Origin of the sequence: Shewanella sp. LC6 (assembly GCF_006385735.2) — a bacterium.
In the GTDB taxonomy this organism is placed as follows: domain Bacteria; phylum Pseudomonadota; class Gammaproteobacteria; order Enterobacterales; family Shewanellaceae; genus Shewanella; species Shewanella xiamenensis.
This window is the reverse complement of sequence record NZ_CP043902.1, coordinates 2,796,056-2,813,129: the sequence shown is the minus strand read 5'-3', so window position 1 is coordinate 2,813,129 and position 17,074 is coordinate 2,796,056. Positions and strand designations below refer to the sequence as shown.

Annotated in this window: 14 protein-coding genes and 5 tRNA genes; 5 read left to right on the top strand and 14 right to left on the bottom strand. The window is 47.2% G+C overall.

The features are described from left to right. The first annotated feature begins 72 nt into the window (after positions 1–72). Positions 73–855 (top strand): CLCA_X family protein, encoded by a 783-nt coding sequence (locus FJD32_RS12745; RefSeq protein WP_140906681.1) that lies wholly within the window; start codon positions 73–75, stop codon positions 853–855. A 10-nt stretch (positions 856–865) separates the two neighbouring features. Here the strand turns inward: FJD32_RS12745 and FJD32_RS12740 are convergent, their stop codons facing one another. Continuing rightward, a complete protein-coding gene (locus FJD32_RS12740; protein ID WP_140906680.1) occupies positions 866–1,792 on the bottom strand; it encodes a hypothetical protein in 927 nt (308 codons plus the stop codon). A 475-nt stretch (positions 1,793–2,267) separates the two neighbouring features. On the opposite strand from FJD32_RS12740, the gene FJD32_RS12735 reads away from it, so the two are divergent. The 3 genes from FJD32_RS12735 (at position 2,268) to FJD32_RS12725 (ending at position 4,262) form a co-directional block, all read left to right on the top strand. Then, positions 2,268–3,437, top strand: a complete 1,170-nt coding sequence (locus FJD32_RS12735; protein WP_140906679.1) for a PepSY-associated TM helix domain-containing protein — start codon at positions 2,268–2,270, stop codon at positions 3,435–3,437. Beyond that, positions 3,437–3,901, top strand: a complete 465-nt coding sequence (locus FJD32_RS12730; protein ID WP_140906678.1) for a hypothetical protein — start codon at positions 3,437–3,439, stop codon at positions 3,899–3,901. Before FJD32_RS12735 ends, FJD32_RS12730 begins: the two co-directional genes overlap by 1 nt. A gap of 97 nt (positions 3,902–3,998) precedes the next feature. Further along, positions 3,999–4,262, top strand: a complete 264-nt coding sequence (locus FJD32_RS12725) for a hypothetical protein (protein WP_140906677.1) — start codon at positions 3,999–4,001, stop codon at positions 4,260–4,262. A gap of 163 nt (positions 4,263–4,425) precedes the next feature. On the opposite strand, the gene nth is transcribed toward FJD32_RS12725, so the two are convergent. From nth to FJD32_RS12660, 13 genes are all read right to left on the bottom strand, one after another. Continuing rightward, complete coding sequence (gene nth, locus FJD32_RS12720; RefSeq protein ID WP_037418655.1) at positions 4,426–5,067, bottom strand: endonuclease III; 642 nt, start codon at positions 5,065–5,067, stop codon at positions 4,426–4,428. 65 nt (positions 5,068–5,132) lie between these two features. Then, a complete protein-coding gene (locus FJD32_RS12715; RefSeq protein ID WP_037418658.1) occupies positions 5,133–5,831 on the bottom strand; it encodes an electron transport complex subunit E in 699 nt (232 codons plus the stop codon). Then, a complete protein-coding gene (gene rsxG, locus FJD32_RS12710; protein WP_140906676.1) occupies positions 5,824–6,462 on the bottom strand; it encodes an electron transport complex subunit RsxG in 639 nt (212 codons plus the stop codon). The genes FJD32_RS12715 and rsxG overlap by 8 nt, the downstream gene beginning before the upstream one ends. Positions 6,463–6,516: 54 nt before the next feature. Further along, positions 6,517–7,566, bottom strand: coding sequence for an electron transport complex subunit RsxD (rsxD, locus tag FJD32_RS12705; protein ID WP_140906675.1), 1,050 nt, complete (start codon positions 7,564–7,566; stop codon positions 6,517–6,519). An 80-nt stretch (positions 7,567–7,646) separates the two neighbouring features. Continuing rightward, positions 7,647–10,007, bottom strand: coding sequence for an electron transport complex subunit RsxC (gene rsxC / locus FJD32_RS12700; protein WP_140906674.1), 2,361 nt, complete (start codon positions 10,005–10,007; stop codon positions 7,647–7,649). Positions 10,008–10,010: 3 nt separating this feature from the next. Further along, positions 10,011–10,592 carry an electron transport complex subunit RsxB gene (rsxB, locus tag FJD32_RS12695; RefSeq protein ID WP_140906673.1) on the bottom strand — a complete coding sequence of 194 codons (582 nt, stop codon included), beginning with the start codon at positions 10,590–10,592 and terminating at the stop codon, positions 10,011–10,013. Continuing rightward, positions 10,593–11,171, bottom strand: coding sequence for an electron transport complex subunit RsxA (rsxA, locus tag FJD32_RS12690; RefSeq protein WP_140906672.1), 579 nt, complete (start codon positions 11,169–11,171; stop codon positions 10,593–10,595). A gap of 125 nt (positions 11,172–11,296) precedes the next feature. Then, positions 11,297–13,201, bottom strand: a complete 1,905-nt coding sequence (locus tag FJD32_RS12685; protein WP_037418674.1) for a GGDEF domain-containing protein — start codon at positions 13,199–13,201, stop codon at positions 11,297–11,299. A gap of 202 nt (positions 13,202–13,403) precedes the next feature. Next, positions 13,404–13,479, bottom strand: a tRNA-Asn gene (locus FJD32_RS12680). A 45-nt stretch (positions 13,480–13,524) separates the two neighbouring features. Continuing rightward, positions 13,525–13,600, bottom strand: a tRNA-Asn gene (locus FJD32_RS12675). 45 nt (positions 13,601–13,645) lie between these two features. Further along, positions 13,646–13,721: transfer RNA gene (locus tag FJD32_RS12670), tRNA-Asn, on the bottom strand. A gap of 31 nt (positions 13,722–13,752) precedes the next feature. Further along, positions 13,753–13,828, bottom strand: a tRNA-Asn gene (locus FJD32_RS12665). 49 nt (positions 13,829–13,877) lie between these two features. Continuing rightward, positions 13,878–13,953: transfer RNA gene (locus FJD32_RS12660), tRNA-Asn, on the bottom strand. Between the two features lie 1,078 nt (positions 13,954–15,031). Between FJD32_RS12660 and uvrB the strand changes: the two genes are divergently transcribed. After that, positions 15,032–17,053, top strand: a complete 2,022-nt coding sequence (gene uvrB, locus FJD32_RS12655) for an excinuclease ABC subunit UvrB (RefSeq protein WP_037418677.1) — start codon at positions 15,032–15,034, stop codon at positions 17,051–17,053. Positions 17,054–17,074 lie beyond the last annotated feature (21 nt).

The window sequence follows — 17,074 nt, the reverse complement described above, 5'->3', positions numbered from 1 at the left end:
ACACTATAAATGTATTCGGCTTTCACATAGAATGGCCTTTATACATTACTTAATCGACGATTCTAACGGATTGTGCTAATCCATCAGCAATACCACCGTCATGGCCCCGATTATCGCTTTGGGGAGCAAATGACTTTTCTCGACGTGAAACAAACCTTTGGCTTTAGTCATGTGCGTGTAGGGCGTTGGGTTACGCGGGAAGAATCCTTAATTGCCGCTAATTTAGTGTTTGATTCGCTGGCAGACCTTGCCTTTATCCTGCATTTACCGCCCTTAACCTTAGGGCTAAGGCAAACCTTAAGTCTTGCCTTTGGTCATGGCGGGCAAAAGGGGGTGCAGGCCCATTATGCTCCCGCGGCTAGAGAGCTGGCATTAGCAAAAAATGCCGGCGCTGGCGCCTTGGCCCATGAGTTTTGGCATGCGTTTGACCATTATGTGGCGCCTAAGGCGTTTTCGCGAACCACGGGACGTTTTAAGTGCGCCAGTGATCTCTGGCTTGCGGATCTGCCGCTCATTGATCATCCGTTAAATCATCGTTTAGCAGAAATTTTTCGAGTGACATTACTCTCTGAGGACAATCTAGCGCCGAGCGATTATGTACGCCGTGCAATAGCATTAGATAAGCGTTATGGTGCGCAGTATTTTGCTAAACCCACCGAAATGATGGCTCGGGCCTTTGAAGCGTGTATCGAATCCTATCAAGGGATCCAAAATCCGTATTTGGTGTCTGGCACACGTTACTCTGCGCAGGCAAAGGAAGGAGCTTATCCCGATGAATCACATAGACAACGTATCTTTAATGCCTTGATAGCCTACTTTGAGCCATTAGGCATAGCGTTAGGGAAAGTAGGATAAGCGATCAGTGTTAATCGGCGAGTTGCTGCTGGCAGTAGGCAAGTTGGTGGCGAATGGCATCGAGCCATTGTGAGGCGTGGTAATCCATTAAATACCAAGGGCTGAGCTGTGTTTCGGGCTGATGATTAAAAAACAGCGACTCACATGCGATGAGTTTAGCTTTATCCGCACACTGCAACCAAATAGCGCTTGGCGTATGTGCTAACTCGGCTAAATGCTGCCGAACTCCTTGCTTGGTATCCTCATTTACACACTCAATGAGAAGATATTGTCTCAATAAATCCAGTTTGAGAAAGGGATCTTCACTTTCACAGATAAAGTTTACTTGGTGTGTTGCCTCCGTTGTTTGCTCCCAAGGTTTCAGCGTAAATTCAGCCCAGTCTAAGCGATCACAGAGTAGGGCTTTAGCGATTCTTCTTTCCCCTAACCAGTTATGAACCATGCAGGGGAGATGGACTGTCTCGGGCAGTTCAACACTGCGCCGTAAGCTGGGCAGTAGCGACATGCGCTGAACTTGTAGTTGTTGTGCCAAGGTCATCATAAGTACGATCGCTGTTAAGCCCGATGATGGCCAGCAACCGAGAGTTGCAGTGAGATCGGTGGCGACTTGGGTCAATGCCTTGGCCAGTTGCAAACCTTGGGGATGACCTTGAACTTCAAAAGCATATTGCGATTCGGCAAAACCGCCATTGGCAATCGTAACCACATGACCATGGGGCGTGAAATGCTGCGGACATTGCGTACCATTAAAAATAAAGGTGAGACCTTTAGCGGCAGGTTGCCATTCCCCTGACGCATTGCCAATGATGGTGACTTGCTCAAGCTTGAGTTGCTCGGCAAGTGCTTTGAGGGAAATCCTAGGTTGCGGCTTAGCCAATTGACGGTGCATATGCGTATGTGGCTGAGGCGCATCGGCTAAGGGGTGTGAATAGGGCATACTCGCAAGGACTCTCTAAAGCAAAGAGGGCTAGTGTACTGGATCTTCTGTGCTGACTAAAGAATTATTGCCGACAAGCTATCGGTAAAATAATTAATAAAATTTTATAATAACAGTACGTTACACTGTTTTGTTTATCAGTATTACTTATTCACTAATCATCATAAATACAGGTATCTCAGCAAGAAACCTATACCAATTGATCCAGTGTTTCATCTAGACGCGCCTTCGACAGGCTAGGGATATATGTCGATTTGAATCGGTGGTAATCAGCAGCATGCTATAAACATTTTCATTTAAACCTATCTCGCTTCATCCATCCTGAGCGCTGCTTGAGTTGAATATCCAGAGGCTGGCTGTCCCAAAATGTGTGACTCATCTTGTAAATATAGTAGATTACCCATATACCGTATTGATAATAATTCGTATTAACTTTACACTAACAGGATTTTAAAAGAGGTAGGAACAACTCCCCATGGCGAAAATAAGTAATCGCTTCTGGTTTATGTTACACGGCTGGGTATCATTGCCCATCTGGATTTTATTCAGTTTCATCTGCTTAACGGGCACGGTTGCAGTACTTAGTCATGAACTGACTTGGCTGACTAACCCCGCAGCCCGTGCGACCAATCCGAATGAGCTACCCGCGAAACCCGTTGATGAATTAATGCTGGTGGTGGAAAAGGCCTATCCAAATGCACAAGTCATGGGAGCAATGACCTTTGAGCCTTATATAGTCAATGCCATTACTTTTACCGATGCCGATAAGCCTTATGCTATCGCCTATGTGAATCAATATACGGGTGAGCTCCAGCAGATCAACGAAGGCATCACTTTTATCGGCTTTATGCGTTCATTACATGGTTGGCTGTTGTTTCCTTGGCAGGGCGGTTATAGCTTGGGGTATTACCTAGTGTGCTCTATGGCGCTCTTGATGCTTGTCTCATTATTGACAGGGCTCATTGTGTACAAACGCTTTTGGCGCAGCTTTTTGGTGCCTAAATTACGTCTAACGCAAGGAAAGAAGACCTTATTGTCGGATCTGCATAAGTTATCGGGTGTTTGGTCGATTTGGTTTATCGCGATTATGAGCCTCACTGGGCTTTGGTATTTAGTCCAAGCTATCTTCTGGCATGCGGATATTGATATCGAGCCCCATGCACCATTGATTGCTGCCGAGCAAGTGCCGCTAGTACAGGCTGGCGATTCAAAAGTGCCAAGCGCCAATGTCTCTTTTACCGAGGCTTTAAGTTTAGCCAAACAGCGCTTCCCCGATTTTCAACCAAGTTATGTGATGCTGCCTGAGCATCAACGGGATATGTATCATTTAAGCGGCAGCGGCGATCATATTTTTTATGATCAATATTCCTATAATCTCAGCATTAATCCATGGACCGGCGAAATCGCCAGTGTCAGCTCACCAGAAACTATGACAGGCATGCAAACCTTAATGCATATTGCTGATCCGCTGCATTACGGCACCTTGGGAGGGATTTGGACTAAGTTTATTTGGTTCTTTTTTGGTCTGGTGCTTTCTGGGATGTCAATCACTGGTTTTATGATGTGGGGATTGCGCCATGTTCGCGCCTTTAAACAGGCCGAAACCACAGATTTGGCCGCAGATATGATTGGGGAGGCTCGCTAATGGCAAAATCAGTATTTTGGTTAAAGCATAAATACAAGCTCAGTGGCTTGATTTTAATTTTACCCTTAGTGTTTCTCTATCAGTCGCTTAGCCCGAGTTTTCCACCCGCTTGGCCGAGTCAGCAACTAGGGGAGTTTAAGATTGCGCCTATGCCGTTAGATTTAAAGTCGCCCTATAAACACCACGATGATTACGTTAAAGATTTTATGTTGATCTTTGAGCAGGGAGATGTGGCCCATATTCGTCAAGCTTATGCCAATATCGGCCCAGTTGCTCTGCCATTAGAAGCGTTACAAAAAGGTGAAAATGGGGTGTTACATGGCAGCAAACATGGCCAGCATGTGCATGCGATTACGGGCGCTAAGTTAGCGGCAACGGACAGCTTGTGGGTGTCGATTCAAAATTGGCAGGGCGAATGGTTGGTTAGCCAATGGCCCGTGCCCGAGGCGGTGTTAATTCAGTAATAACGCTATAAAATTGTTTGTAGTAAAACCGCCCTCAGGTGCAAACTGTGCCTGAGGGTTATTTTTATCGGGTAGGTTTTACTGCGTAGGATGTGATATGGAATTTACTGAAACAGAACTCGCGTTAATCGCGGCCGCAACACAAAAAGTGCAAATGGCGCAGCGGGTGCGGATGGGGGTGATTATTTTGCTTATCTTAGGCATGCTTACGTTGCTGGCCGGATTTTGGAGTCACTCGTATGCGATTTATATTGCCTTTGCGCTGGTGGTCTTTGCGGTCGCGCTACCTCAGTTTGGCCAAGGGCCCAAATATGAAGAATTGCTAGCCCTATTGCAGCAAAAAGCCGCTCAAGCAAAATGATTAATCTGCATCAAAGTGCTAAGAACGGTGCTAACAACAGCGCGAATAACAAAAGGGCTTTCAGCAAAATATTCTCGAACCTGAAAGTATTCTCTAGCCTAAAAGCCCTTGTTACTTGTTTATTCCGTTAGTTAAAGCGCTTAACGACAGCCATATGGCGCCCTTATTCTTCGGGGTAGACCTTTTCTTTAAATTCGCAAAGATCCTCAATTATACAGCTGCCACAGCGCGGTTTGCGGGCCAGACAGGTATAGCGACCATGCAGAATAAACCAGTGGTGCACATCGACCTTAAATTCAGCGGGAACAACCTTTAACATACGCTCTTCGACTTCGACCACGTTTTTACCGGGGGCGAATTTAGTGCGGTTTGCGAGGCGAAAGATATGGGTGTCGACGGCGATGGTTGGCCATCCAAAGGCGGTATTGAGCACCACGTTGGCGGTTTTGCGGCCGACACCAGGAAGCGACTCTAGCGCTTCTCTGTCCTCTGGGACTTCGCCATTGTATTTTTCAATCAAGATCTCACAGGTTTTAATCACATTGATAGCCTTGTTGTTATACAGGCCAATCGTCTTGATATATTCCTTTAATCCTTCCACGCCTAAGGCATAAATGCTGTGGGCGGTATTGGCCACCGGAAACAGTTTATCGGTCGCCTTATTCACGCTCACATCGGTTGCCTGTGCCGATAACGTTACCGCCACCAGTAATTCAAAGGGACTGGAGAAATTTAGCTCGGTTTCGGGTTTGGGATTGTTTTCACGTAGGCGGGTGAGGATTTGGATGCGTTTTTGTTGATTCATAGTGATCCTTGTCAGTAGTGGGTTTAACGTTAAACCCACTACTTAAGCTGTTATCTCAATGAGGCTTAACTCACTTTGGTGATCCGCGCCCGTGTCACACTAGGCTGCGCTGCTGCTTGTGGCTGGCGCTCTTTAAGCTTTTTATCGACAATATTTTTCAGGGCGATAAGTAGGCCCATTACAATAAAGGCGCCGGGCGGTAACATCGCCAGCAGGAAGGGGGTATCGACTTGCCATACTTGAATGGTTAAAGCCTTTGCCCATGGGCCGAGCAATTGGTCGGCGCCATCAAACAGGGTACCTTGGCCAAGAATTTCCCGCGTAGCCCCAAGCACTGCTAATACTAAGGTAAAGCCTAGTCCCATCATCAAGCCATCGAAGGCCGAGCTAAAAGCATTATTACGCGAAGCAAATGCTTCGGCGCGGCCAATGATAATGCAGTTGGTCACAATCAGCGGTAAGAAGATCCCTAACGACATATACAATCCATAGGCGTAGGCATTGACTAACAGTTGCACCGCTGTCACCAGCGCCGCAATGATCATCACAAACACGGGGATTCGGATTTCCTTCGGAACATAGTCGCGCACTAACGAGACTAAAACGTTTGAGCCAATCAGCACCAGCATTGTCGCGATACCTAGGCCAAGGGCGTTGGTGAGGGTGGCGGTTACGGCCAGCAGTGGGCACAGCCCCAGCAGTTGCACTAACCCTGGGTTATTTTTCCACAGTCCTTGCCACGCAATTTCACGATAATTAGTCATGGTTGGCCTCACAATTCAGTGGTTGGCTGAAAATTTCTGTTTGATGCTGAGTAAAGTACCACACGGCGCGTTTAACGGCTTTCACATAGGCGCGTGGTGTAATTGTCGCGCCAGTGAATTGGTCGAAATCGCCGCCGTCTTTTTGCACCTGCCACTGCTTATCATCTTCAGATGTAAGCACTTTACCCACAAATTTGGTGACCCAATCAGATTTACGTAACTCGATTTTATCCCCGAGGCCCGGGGTTTCTTGGTGGGAAAGCGTACGAACGCCTAATACTTCACCTTGGGTGTTGATACCTACAATCAGCTTAATATTACCGTTGTAACCATCGGGAGCGATGGCTTCTAAGGCGATAGCGACGGGCTTACCCGCAGCAGTGGCGATATAGGCGGGCATGGCATCATCGGTGCCGAGTGCCTCTCTATTTTGTAGCAATGTGCACTGCGCAGTCAGCTCATTGTCATGGAGATCATCGGGGATCAGTTGATGTAAGATGCCCATCAGTTCTTTCTGCTGTTGCAGCTTTATTTCATCAAAGGTCTGTTGATTAACCACAGCCACTAAGCCGGTGCAGAGCAGGGCAAATAGGGCAAGTAGCAGACCATTTTTAATCATTGGGTTATTCAATTTTTTTCCTCAAGAGTCTTTGTTCAAGCTCGCTTGATTCTCTATTTCACAGGTCTAGCCCGCTGAGTGGCCATAGGCACGCGGACGCACATAATAGTCAATAAATGGCGCGCACAGGTTGGCGAGCAATACAGCAAAAGCAAATGCGTCGGGATAACCGCCTTGGGTACGGATGATATATACCAAGACACCGATTAAAGCACCGAAAATCAAACGGCCGCGTGGGCTGGTGGTGGCGGTGACAGGATCGGTCGCAATAAAGAAGGCGGCGAGCATGGTCGCACCCGAAAATAAATGGAACAGCGGACTTGCCTGCATATCGGGTGACAGTAAAAAGCCGATGCTCGATGCCACAAATAATCCCGCCAAGACACCAGTACTGATGTGCCAACGAATGGCTTTTAATTTAAGCAGCACTAACCCGCCAGCGAGATACGCCAAATTGACCCAAAACCAACCTACGCCAGTGCCGCCATCGAATATGCTTTTGGTCATACTTTCAGTGGTGGTGAGCCCTAGTGACAAATCGGTTTTGAGGGTATCGAGCGGCGTTGCCATACTGATACCATCAATCCCTAAACGGAATTGATCCATCCCACCATGGGCACCGAGATTGAAGATAAGTTGCAAGCTATCGATAACACTTGGGGTATTGAGTGCAACGGTACTTGGCGCAATCCAGCTGGTCATCTGTAGTGGAAACGACACCAGTAGCAACACATAGGCAGCCATGGCAGGGTTAAACAGGTTATGGCCTAAGCCGCCATAGAGGTGCTTAACAATAACAATCGCAAAGGCGGTGCCCATCACGATCATCCACCAAGGTGCCAGTGGCGGGATTGCAACCCCAATTAAAATTGCCGTCAGCATGGCGCTGTTATCGCTTAAGCTCGCTTTGATGCTGCGATGACGCAGTTTCATCACCGCTGCTTCACAGCTTAGGGCCACGATAATCGCCAGTAACACTTGAATAAGCGTGCCCCAGCCAAAAAAGGCACATTGCACCACAAGGCCGGGCAACAAGCATAAAATAACCCGTTGCATAACCGTTGAAGTATGCAAGTTACGGGTAACATGGGGTGATGAGGCTATTTTAAACGCCATTGTGATCCCTTTTATCTAATCTTGAGTCACTGATTTTTAAGCTAATCATTTTTAAAGCACTGAGGTTAAAACCCGCAGTGCTATTCATTTGCGTCGCTGATCGCATTCGCTTCTCTGGCCGCTTTTTTGGCTTTCGCACGGGCAACCGCAGCAGCGACCTTGGCTTTCTTCTCATCTTCAGGACTGAGTGGTGCGCTTGGTTCGGTGGCTGAGTCTGATTCATAGCCAGACTCTGGCTTAGCCTCTGTTACTAACTCGGGCTGAACCTCGGCAACCTCACTCGAATCCGCTTGCTGCGCGGCGGCTTTTTTGGCTTTCGCGCGAGCAACCGCAGCAGCGACCTTGGCTTTTTTCTCATCTTCAGGGCTAAGCGGCGCGCTTAGTTCAGCGGCTGAGCCTAATTCATTGCGTGATTCAACGTCAGAGCCTGACTCTTGCTTAGCGTACTCGGGCTGAACTTCGGCCATATCACTCAATTCAGCTTGCTGTGCGGCGGCTTTTTTGGCTTTTGCGCGGGCGACGGCAGCAGCGACTTTGGCTTTTTTGTCATCCGCCTCTGTGCTCGTAGCCGTTTCTGCTACTGGCTGATTCGCATTGACAGTCGCTTCAGTATCGCCATTGGTATCCGAGTCGGCCTTCAATGCCGTTTTTTTCGCTTTGGCACGAGCGATAGCGGCGGCGACTTTATCTTTTTGTGATAAAGACTCGGCTTGAACCGTTGGCTCGCTTGATTCAGAAGAGAATGCTTGCTTTGACGATTCTGCATCATCCGCCCCTTGAGCTGCCTTCTTGGCTTTAGCTCGAGCAATTGCGGCGGCAACAGCCGCTTTACCCTTAGGCGCTTCTGTGTTGCTCGTATCAGCAAAAACGACCTCGACCGTCGCGTTATCGGTTGTGGCTTCTGCCGCTGCTGCCTTTTTGGCCGCAATCCGCGCCATGGCTTCAGTTACAGCATTCTTATCCGTTGAGGTCATGGTCGCTTGGCGACGCGCAGCGGCTTCTTTAGCCTTGGCTTCGCGGGCGAGTTTTTCTTCTTCGAGGCGTTGAATACGCGCCTCGAAGCGCAGTTTGGCGCGCTCGGCTTGATGCTTCTCATCGGCGGCTTGTTTTAGTGCCGATTTAGCGATGCGGTAGTATTCCACCAGTGGAATATCACTGGGACACACATAACTACAGCAACCGCATTCGATACAGTCTTTTAGGTTGTAGCTGGCCGCCTTGTCATATTCTTCGGCTTTTGCATGCCAAAACAGTTGTTGTGGTAGCAAGAGTGCAGGGCAGGCATTGGCACATTCGCCGCAGCGGATACAGGCCTTTTCCTCTGGAGTTATCCCAATCTCTTGACTGCTCGGGACCAAAATACAGTTTGTGCCCTTTAAAATCGGTACTTGGATGGTTGGCAATGCGTGGCCCATCATTGGCCCGCCAATAATCACTTTTTGTTCGGCTTCGGCATTAAATTCAGTTTGCTTGAGCACATGTTCAACGGGCGTGCCTATGGGTAACCAATAGTTGCCAGGTTTACCCACATTTTGCCCGGTAACGGTTACCACACGTTCAATCAGCGGTTTTCCTTGGGTCACGGCTTGATGAATCGCAAAGGCGGTTCCGACGTTATGCACCACAATCCCAAGCTTAGCGGGAATGGCGCCCGAGGGCACTTCACGACCGGTGATGATTTGGATCAGCTGTTTTTCACCGCCAGAGGGATACTTGGTTGGGATCACCGTTACCCGAGTGCTGCCCGCAGGGAGCGTGGATTGACTGACCGCCTGTTGCATCGCCTTTATGGCTTCAGGTTTGTTGTCTTCGATAGCAATCACAATGCGTTTTGGTGACAAAAGGCGATGGATAATCGCAATCCCCGCCAGAATGTCTTGGCTGTATTCGCGCATTAAGCGATCGTCGGCGCTGATATAAGGCTCGCATTCCACGCCGTTGATTATCACTAATTCAATTTCACTGACGGGATTGAGCTTAATGTGGCTTGGGAAGGCGGCGCCACCCATGCCGGCTATCCCTGCACCATGGATTTTGGCAATCATCTCCTGATTGCTGAGCTCAATTGAGCCTGGCGTTAACTCGCACCAGCGGTCTTCACCATCGGCGGCAATCACGCAGGTATTGACCGGCAAGGCTGAGGCGTGGTTACTGGCTCTTGGCTCAATGGCGACCACAGTACCAGAGGTTGGCGCGTGCACGGGCAAATGCCAAATTGAGGTACCTTGAGTTAATGGCGCGCCTTTTAATACTTTGTCACCCACTTTGACTGCAAGGGTGCAGTTTTCGCCTACCTGTGGCACAGGCACAAGGTATTCCTGCGCTAATGGCAGTTGGCTAATCGGTGTAGTGTTGGAGAGGAATTTGACTTCAGGTGGATGAATGCCTCCAGGTGAGCGCCAAAGGGTTCCTTTATCTAATTGATCTAATAAAGTCTGCACCGCTTATCCTCTCTTTTCTTCGTGCGGGGTCTCTTGGATAAGAGTCACGGGAATGGCATTTAAGCGCCAGTTCCAGTTTTTCAGATTTTGGCCTACTGGGATCATATCGATACAGTCAACAGGGCAGGGCTCGACACAGAGATCGCAACCTGTGCAGTCTGCCGTGAGCACGGTATGCATGAGTTTGCCCGCGCCAATAATGGCGTCGACAGGACAGGCCTGAATACATTTAGTGCAGCCAATACATTCATCTTCGCGAATATAGGCGATTTTTTTGACTTGGGACTGAGCCTCGGCGTTGAGCGGCTCTGGCTCGACCCCCATTAAGCTGGCGAGTTTTTCCATGGTCGCAGTGCCGCCGGGCGGGCACTTGTTGACTTTATCGCCATTGGCAATGGCTTCGGCGTAAGGACGACAACCGGGATAACCACATTGACCGCATTGAGTTTGTGGCAGAATCGCTTCGAGTTCATCGACGATAGGATTACCTTCAACCTTAAATTTTAAGGCGGCAAATCCGAGTAATACCCCAAAGAACAATGCCAATAGGGTCAATAAGATAACGGCAATTAACATGGTGGACATCTATTTAACCAATCCTGTAAATCCCATAAAGGCCAATGACATCAGGCCTGCGGTGATCATGGCGATAGCACCGCCTTTAAACGGCATGGGCACATCGGCCGCCGCTAAACGTTCACGCATCGCGGAAAACAGAATTAACACTAAGGAAAAACCCACCGCAGCACCAAAACCATAGATAGCAGATTGAATAAAATCGTGTTTTTCGTTCACGTTTAATAGGGCTACCCCTAATACTGCACAGTTAGTGGTGATCAGCGGCAGATAAATTCCCAGTGCGCGATGTAGGGTTGCACTGGTTTTCTGCACTACCATCTCGGTAAATTGCACTACCACCGCAATCACCAGAATAAAGCTCATGGTACGCAGATAACTGAGATCAAAAGGCAATAATAGGTATTGATTCACTAGGTAACTGAGAATGGATGCCAAGGTCAACACGAAAGTGGTCGCCATAGACATACCGATAGCGGACTCCAGTTTGCTGGAGACCCCCATAAATGGACATAAGCCTAAGAATTTCACTAATACGAAATTGTTGACCAGTACAGTGCTGATCAACAACAGGAGATATTCACTCATCTCAATACTTGTCTAAACGGATCTTGGCCGTATTATCGACTTTTCCGTTTGCATAAACAACATATAGAATGCAGGGTTAACTATCTTTACTGTAAATATGCATGCTTGATTAACCCTGCATTGGTTTAAATTTGATCCGTTAGGGTGATGGCCTGTGGCTGGGCAATGTAATAGCCTTGGAGGCCATCAACGAGAAGTTTTTCGAGGGTTAATTTTTCTTCTTGGCGCTCAACACTGGTCGCAATTACGCGGATACCAATACGTCTGGCAACGTCTACCATCATACGCACAAAGAATTTGTTATTGCTGTCTTCATCGATCGCCGAGGTGTAGCTACCATCAAGCTTAATGTAGTCTGGGCGCACTTCGCTGAAGAATTTGAACGAGGTAAAGCTCATGCCAAAACGCTCAATTGATACCCTCGAACCTACGCTATGCACTTCACGTACAAACTTATAACTCGCCCCTAAATTGGCTTGCATACCGGATTCGTTAATCTCAAATACTAAGCGTGAAGCGATATATTTATGCTTGCCAAGAATATCCTTTAACCAGCCTACAAACAGTTCTTGATGCGCTGAAAAAGCACTGATGTTGATGCCAAAATTGCCGCTAATGGTGGGATTTTCTTTAAGCATTTTTAATGTAGTGATCACCACGAGTTTATCTAATTCTGTGCTCATTCCATGGCGCTCCGCCATGGCAATGACTGTGGTGGTCGGTAAAAACTTCCCTTCACTATTGTAGAAGCGTGCCAGCAACTCGCGATAAACCTCGACATCGTTACGGCAAGGTTGAATCGGTTGTTGGAAAAATTTAAGCGCTTGGCGGGTGATTAGGTCATTGATTGCCAGTTTCCAACGGTCGTCACCAAATTGCTGATCCGCATTGAGTTTCTCTTGAATATGATAACTATTAGGACCAAGGGTTTGCGCTATGCTGACGGCCGTATCTGCAAGGGATAGCAAATTGACGGGATCTGTCCCTTGTTGGTATGGGACAAGCCCGATATGTGCCGCGGATTCTGCTTTGATCATCTGTTGATATTCATCAAGGAAAATTTTCAGTTGATCTAAAAACTTAGGTCCATCCTTTAACACTAAATCGGGCAAAAAAATCGCAAAATCGGCACTGGAAACGCGGTAGCACTCTGCATCGGGATATTTTGAACAGGCTTTACGAATGCAATTAGCCACATTCGATAAATAATCGTCACCCGCTGAGCGCCCTTGAAGTTGGTTGATATGAGCTAGCTCAGTCGCCTTAACCATGGCCATTAATCCGAGTTGAGGAATCGCACGATTGTTAATACTTTCTAACTTGGAGGTAAAACGAGGACGACTGCCAAACCCCGTAATGGGATCTTGATAAGCCACTTTATGCAGTTTCTGGTTTTCCTGTGTGAGGCTATCGACTCGTGATTTTAACGTTGTTCGGCATTCCTCAAGCGCTAATCTGACGGGGGTCATTTCGCCATTCAGTCTAGAAGACTCTATGGCTGAAAAACTCAACTCCGGAACATGCATAATATAATCGGCAGCATAACGGATAGAAGATTTTAATTTATTGATAAGTAATAAAAAAACAACAACTAATACAATGTAAGCTAGCAGCAATGAGAATCCTAGCTGCTGGGTATTGGCAATGGCGTTTTCGATGGCTTGGTTAACACTTAACTTAACTTGTAACCGACCCGCAGGCAGCTTTTGTGTATGTGACAAATCTAAGGAAAATAACCCAGCAAGTGGGTGAGCCATTTGGACGTTGAGTTCACCTTGAGTGTAATTAAGTTGCCCATCAGTATCATCAATATATTGAAAAAATTGCAGAGGGTAATGTTCGGAGAGGCGTTGGTAAAGTTCGCTACCATTACCTTGCCACTGGTCAAAGTTGACCATGTATTGTTTGAAATTATTGAGTTCCTGCTGTTGTTCTGCCTGCAACTGGTGATTTTCGCTTTGATAAATCCAACCAAAAAGGCCTAAAAAGATCAGCAACAAAAAAATGGGATACGATTTAGACATCGCCATAAAATTCGCTCTCAATATGTCAAAGTATTTGCAATAAGATATTGCATGAGATTTGAAATAACACCGTTATCTGCGTGATGATACACGGTATTTTGGTTAACAAACTGCTCACAGTGTAACCGTATTTAAGGCAAAACAGAAATGAAAAGCGTGATCTATAAGCGTTAGATGTAGGATAAAAAACAGATGAAGTGAAATAAAATGGCTCCCCTGACTGGACTTGAACCAGTGACATACGGATTAACAGTCCGCCGTTCTACCGACTGAACTACAGGGGAGTAGAGGGTGCGATATTACTATCGACTTTGGATATTACGTTAAAATGGCTCCCCTGACTGGACTTGAACCAGTGACATACGGATTAACAGTCCGCCGTTCTACCGACTGAACTACAGGGGAGTAGAGGGTGCGATATTACTATCGACTTTGGATATTACGTTAAAATGGCTCCCCTGACTGGACTTGAACCAGTGACATACGGATTAACAGTCCGCCGTTCTACCGACTGAACTACAGGGGAATCGTTTTAACGTATCAGCTTGCTAACTAAGTGGCTCCCCTGACTGGACTTGAACCAGTGACATACGGATTAACAGTCCGCCGTTCTACCGACTGAACTACAGGGGAAACGTTAGTTATCTAACTGTATTCTCATTGATTTTCAATGATTAAAGAGTGGCTCCCCTGACTGGACTTGAACCAGTGACATACGGATTAACAGTCCGCCGTTCTACCGACTGAACTACAGGGGAATCGCTTTAATCGTCTCGATGACTCGTTGAGAACGGAGCGCATAGTAAAACGCTCTGTTGGAGGAGTCAACTCGAGTTACTAAAAAAAGTGTAATTATGCTGTTAAGTGCTCATCTAATGTGCATCATGGTGTAGAAATCAGCATTTTGATGAAGAAATAACTTAACTTTTCGCAAGATAGCGCTGTTCGGTACCATAAAATTTGCAATGAAAAGTGCTTAAAGGCTGGCTCATATCTTCAATTGCTTAAAGATCCGTCGCTTGAGCATCAAAATCACTACGGCATTGAATAAATACACGAAAGTGCAAAATTGGCTGAATGTTTACAGGAACTAATAGCAAACAAAGTCAATGCGGATGCCGGCAGATGCGAACCCTTACTCAGAAAAGATTTTGCCCGCATAGATAATCGCTTATCCCGTTAAAATATTGATGATGCTATTTGGGCTGAGTCTATTGCGTGAGTGGTAAGCACTGACGTTTAGGCGAATAGAGCCACAACTCGAGCATTATCCTCTTTCTAGTCACTAGATGAGCGCCGTTAAACATCAAGATGACCATTTGATTGCAGCAAAGTGAAACTTTTTGACTACGGCGTTTTAGTGCTCAAACTGACGATAAAACGCACTGAAATTCAGGATTAATGCCAAATTAATACACAAGGAGGGACTTTCATCTGCTTACAAAATTGCAACTTAAATTTATGCTAAAAAAGATAAGGCTTGCAATTGTCAACTATATGAAATTTAAGGATTAATATTTTTATCGCCAAAATAGTGCAATTTAAGTCCATCGCCCGCGCACCAAGGGTTTGCCGCTTGTTTTAAGTCGCAACTCACAGGGTTATCCACAGAATTTGTTGATAAGTCGAAATAAGCGAGAAACCATGCGGGATTGAGGAGTATTTTTCATCCCTAACATTGGGGATAAATGGTTTGTAATTTAATTACATTTGATAAAAGTTACTACTTGTTACATTGGCGTTTATGTTCAGTGTAGGCTGATTATAAGATAACTGCTGGAGCTTAATCTGTCTCTTGATTAGAATGGTTCGACTAACCACAAGGATATGTAGCGCGTGTCAGAATCTGTTTTTCAGCTTGAATCCCAATTTGCCCCCGCAGGTGACCAGCCCACAGCCATCGCTAAATTGGTTGATGGCCTCGAATCTGGCCTTGCTTGTCAAACCCTATTAGGGGTGACGGGCTCTGGTAAGACGTTCACCATTGCCAATGTGATTGCCAAGCTTGGGCGACCGACCATTATTATGGCGCCAAACAAGACTCTCGCCGCACAGTTATATGGTGAGATGAAAGAGTTTTTCCCCAATAATGCGGTGGAATATTTTGTCTCCTATTACGATTACTATCAGCCCGAGGCGTATGTCCCCGCATCCAATACCTTTATAGAAAAAGATGCCTCGGTAAACGCCCATATTGAACAAATGCGGCTCTCGGCAACCAAAGCCCTGCTGGAACGCAAGGATGTGGTGCTGATTGCCTCGGTATCGGCGATTTATGGTCTTGGCGATCCTGACTCTTACCTAAAGATGCTATTGCACCTGCGCCAGGGCGATACCATGGGACAGCGGGACATTCTTAAGCGCTTGAGTGAATTGCAATACACCCGCAATGATATCGAGTTGCAGCGCGGTACCTTTCGTGTTCGCGGCGAAGTGATTGATATTTTCCCAGCCGATTCAGACCGCTACGCGATTCGGGTGGAGCTATTTGACGATGAAATTGAACGCTTAAGCGAGTTTGATCCGTTAACTGGGCAGATTGTTAAACGTATCGCCCGCACCACAGTGTATCCTAAGACCCACTATGTGACGCCGCGGGAAAAGATCCTTGAAGCCACCGAGTTGATTAAACAAGAGCTGCGTGAGCGCAAACAATATCTGCTCGACAATAATAAGTTGATTGAGGCGCAGCGCATCCACGAGCGGGTGCAATATGATATCGAGATGATGGTGGAGCTAGGCTATTGCTCCGGCATTGAAAACTACTCCCGTTATTTATCAGGACGCGCCCCCGGCGAGGGGCCGCCAACGCTGCTCGATTACTTACCCGCTGATGGTTTATTGGTTATCGACGAATCCCATGTCACCGTGCCACAAATTGGTGCCATGTATAAGGGTGACCGTTCCCGTAAAACCACCTTGGTGGAATATGGCTTTCGTTTGCCCTCGGCGTTGGATAACCGGCCGCTGAAGTTTGAAGAGTTTGAGCAGTTAATGCCGCAGACGATTTATGTGTCGGCGACGCCAAACCCCTATGAATTGGAGAAGAGTGGCGGCGAGATTGTTGAACAAGTTGTTCGGCCCACAGGATTGCTCGACCCTGAGCTTGAGGTGCGCCCCGTTGGTATTCAAGTGGACGATTTGCTCTCTGAGGTCGCTAAACGGGTTGCGGTAAACGAGCGGGTGTTAGTCACCACGTTAACTAAACGTATGTCGGAGGATTTAACTGAATACCTCGACGAACATGGTGTCAAAGTCCGCTACTTACACTCAGATATCGATACCGTAGAGAGGGTGGAGATCATCCGCGATCTGCGCCTCGGTAAGTTTGATGTGCTGGTCGGCATCAATTTGCTGCGCGAAGGCTTAGATATGCCGGAAGTCTCGCTCGTCTGTATTTTGGATGCAGATAAGGAAGGCTTTTTACGTTCGGAGCGTTCGCTTATCCAGACCATTGGTCGCGCCGCGCGTAACGTTAATGGCAAGGTGATCCTCTATGCCGATCGCATCACCAACTCGATGGCAAAGGCGATGGGCGAAACCGAGCGCCGCCGTGAGAAACAGCGAGCCTACAACCTTGAGCATGGCATTGTGCCAAAAGGCGTGGTCAAGCGTATTACCGATGTGATGGATGTGGACGATGGCAGAGAGTCTGAAAAGGGTTATGGTCAAGCATCCCTTGGCAGAGTCGCTGAGCCTAAAGCCAAACGTTATCATGCAGATGCTGCGCAGCTGAGCCATGATATCGACAAGCTCGAGAAGCAAATGCATGAACATGCGCGTAACTTGGAGTTTGAACAGGCGGCGGCCTTGCGTGATGAGGTGAAACGCTTAAGGGAATTACTGATCAGCGCATAAATGAGTTTCTCGCCTAAGCAA

Coding starts and splice junctions, on each gene's coding strand:
- FJD32_RS12740 (WP_140906680.1), bottom strand. CDS start 1,792: ATGCCCTATTCACACCCCTTAGCCGATGCGCCTCAGCCACATACGCAT.
- FJD32_RS12735 (WP_140906679.1), top strand. CDS start 2,268: ATGGCGAAAATAAGTAATCGCTTCTGGTTTATGTTACACGGCTGGGTA.
- FJD32_RS12730 (WP_140906678.1), top strand. CDS start 3,437: ATGGCAAAATCAGTATTTTGGTTAAAGCATAAATACAAGCTCAGTGGC.
- FJD32_RS12725 (WP_140906677.1), top strand. CDS start 3,999: ATGGAATTTACTGAAACAGAACTCGCGTTAATCGCGGCCGCAACACAA.
- nth (WP_037418655.1), bottom strand. CDS start 5,067: ATGAATCAACAAAAACGCATCCAAATCCTCACCCGCCTACGTGAAAAC.
- FJD32_RS12715 (WP_037418658.1), bottom strand. CDS start 5,831: ATGACTAATTATCGTGAAATTGCGTGGCAAGGACTGTGGAAAAATAAC.
- rsxD (WP_140906675.1), bottom strand. CDS start 7,566: ATGGCGTTTAAAATAGCCTCATCACCCCATGTTACCCGTAACTTGCAT.
- rsxB (WP_140906673.1), bottom strand. CDS start 10,592: ATGTCCACCATGTTAATTGCCGTTATCTTATTGACCCTATTGGCATTG.
- rsxA (WP_140906672.1), bottom strand. CDS start 11,171: ATGAGTGAATATCTCCTGTTGTTGATCAGCACTGTACTGGTCAACAAT.
- FJD32_RS12685 (WP_037418674.1), bottom strand. CDS start 13,201: ATGGCGATGTCTAAATCGTATCCCATTTTTTTGTTGCTGATCTTTTTA.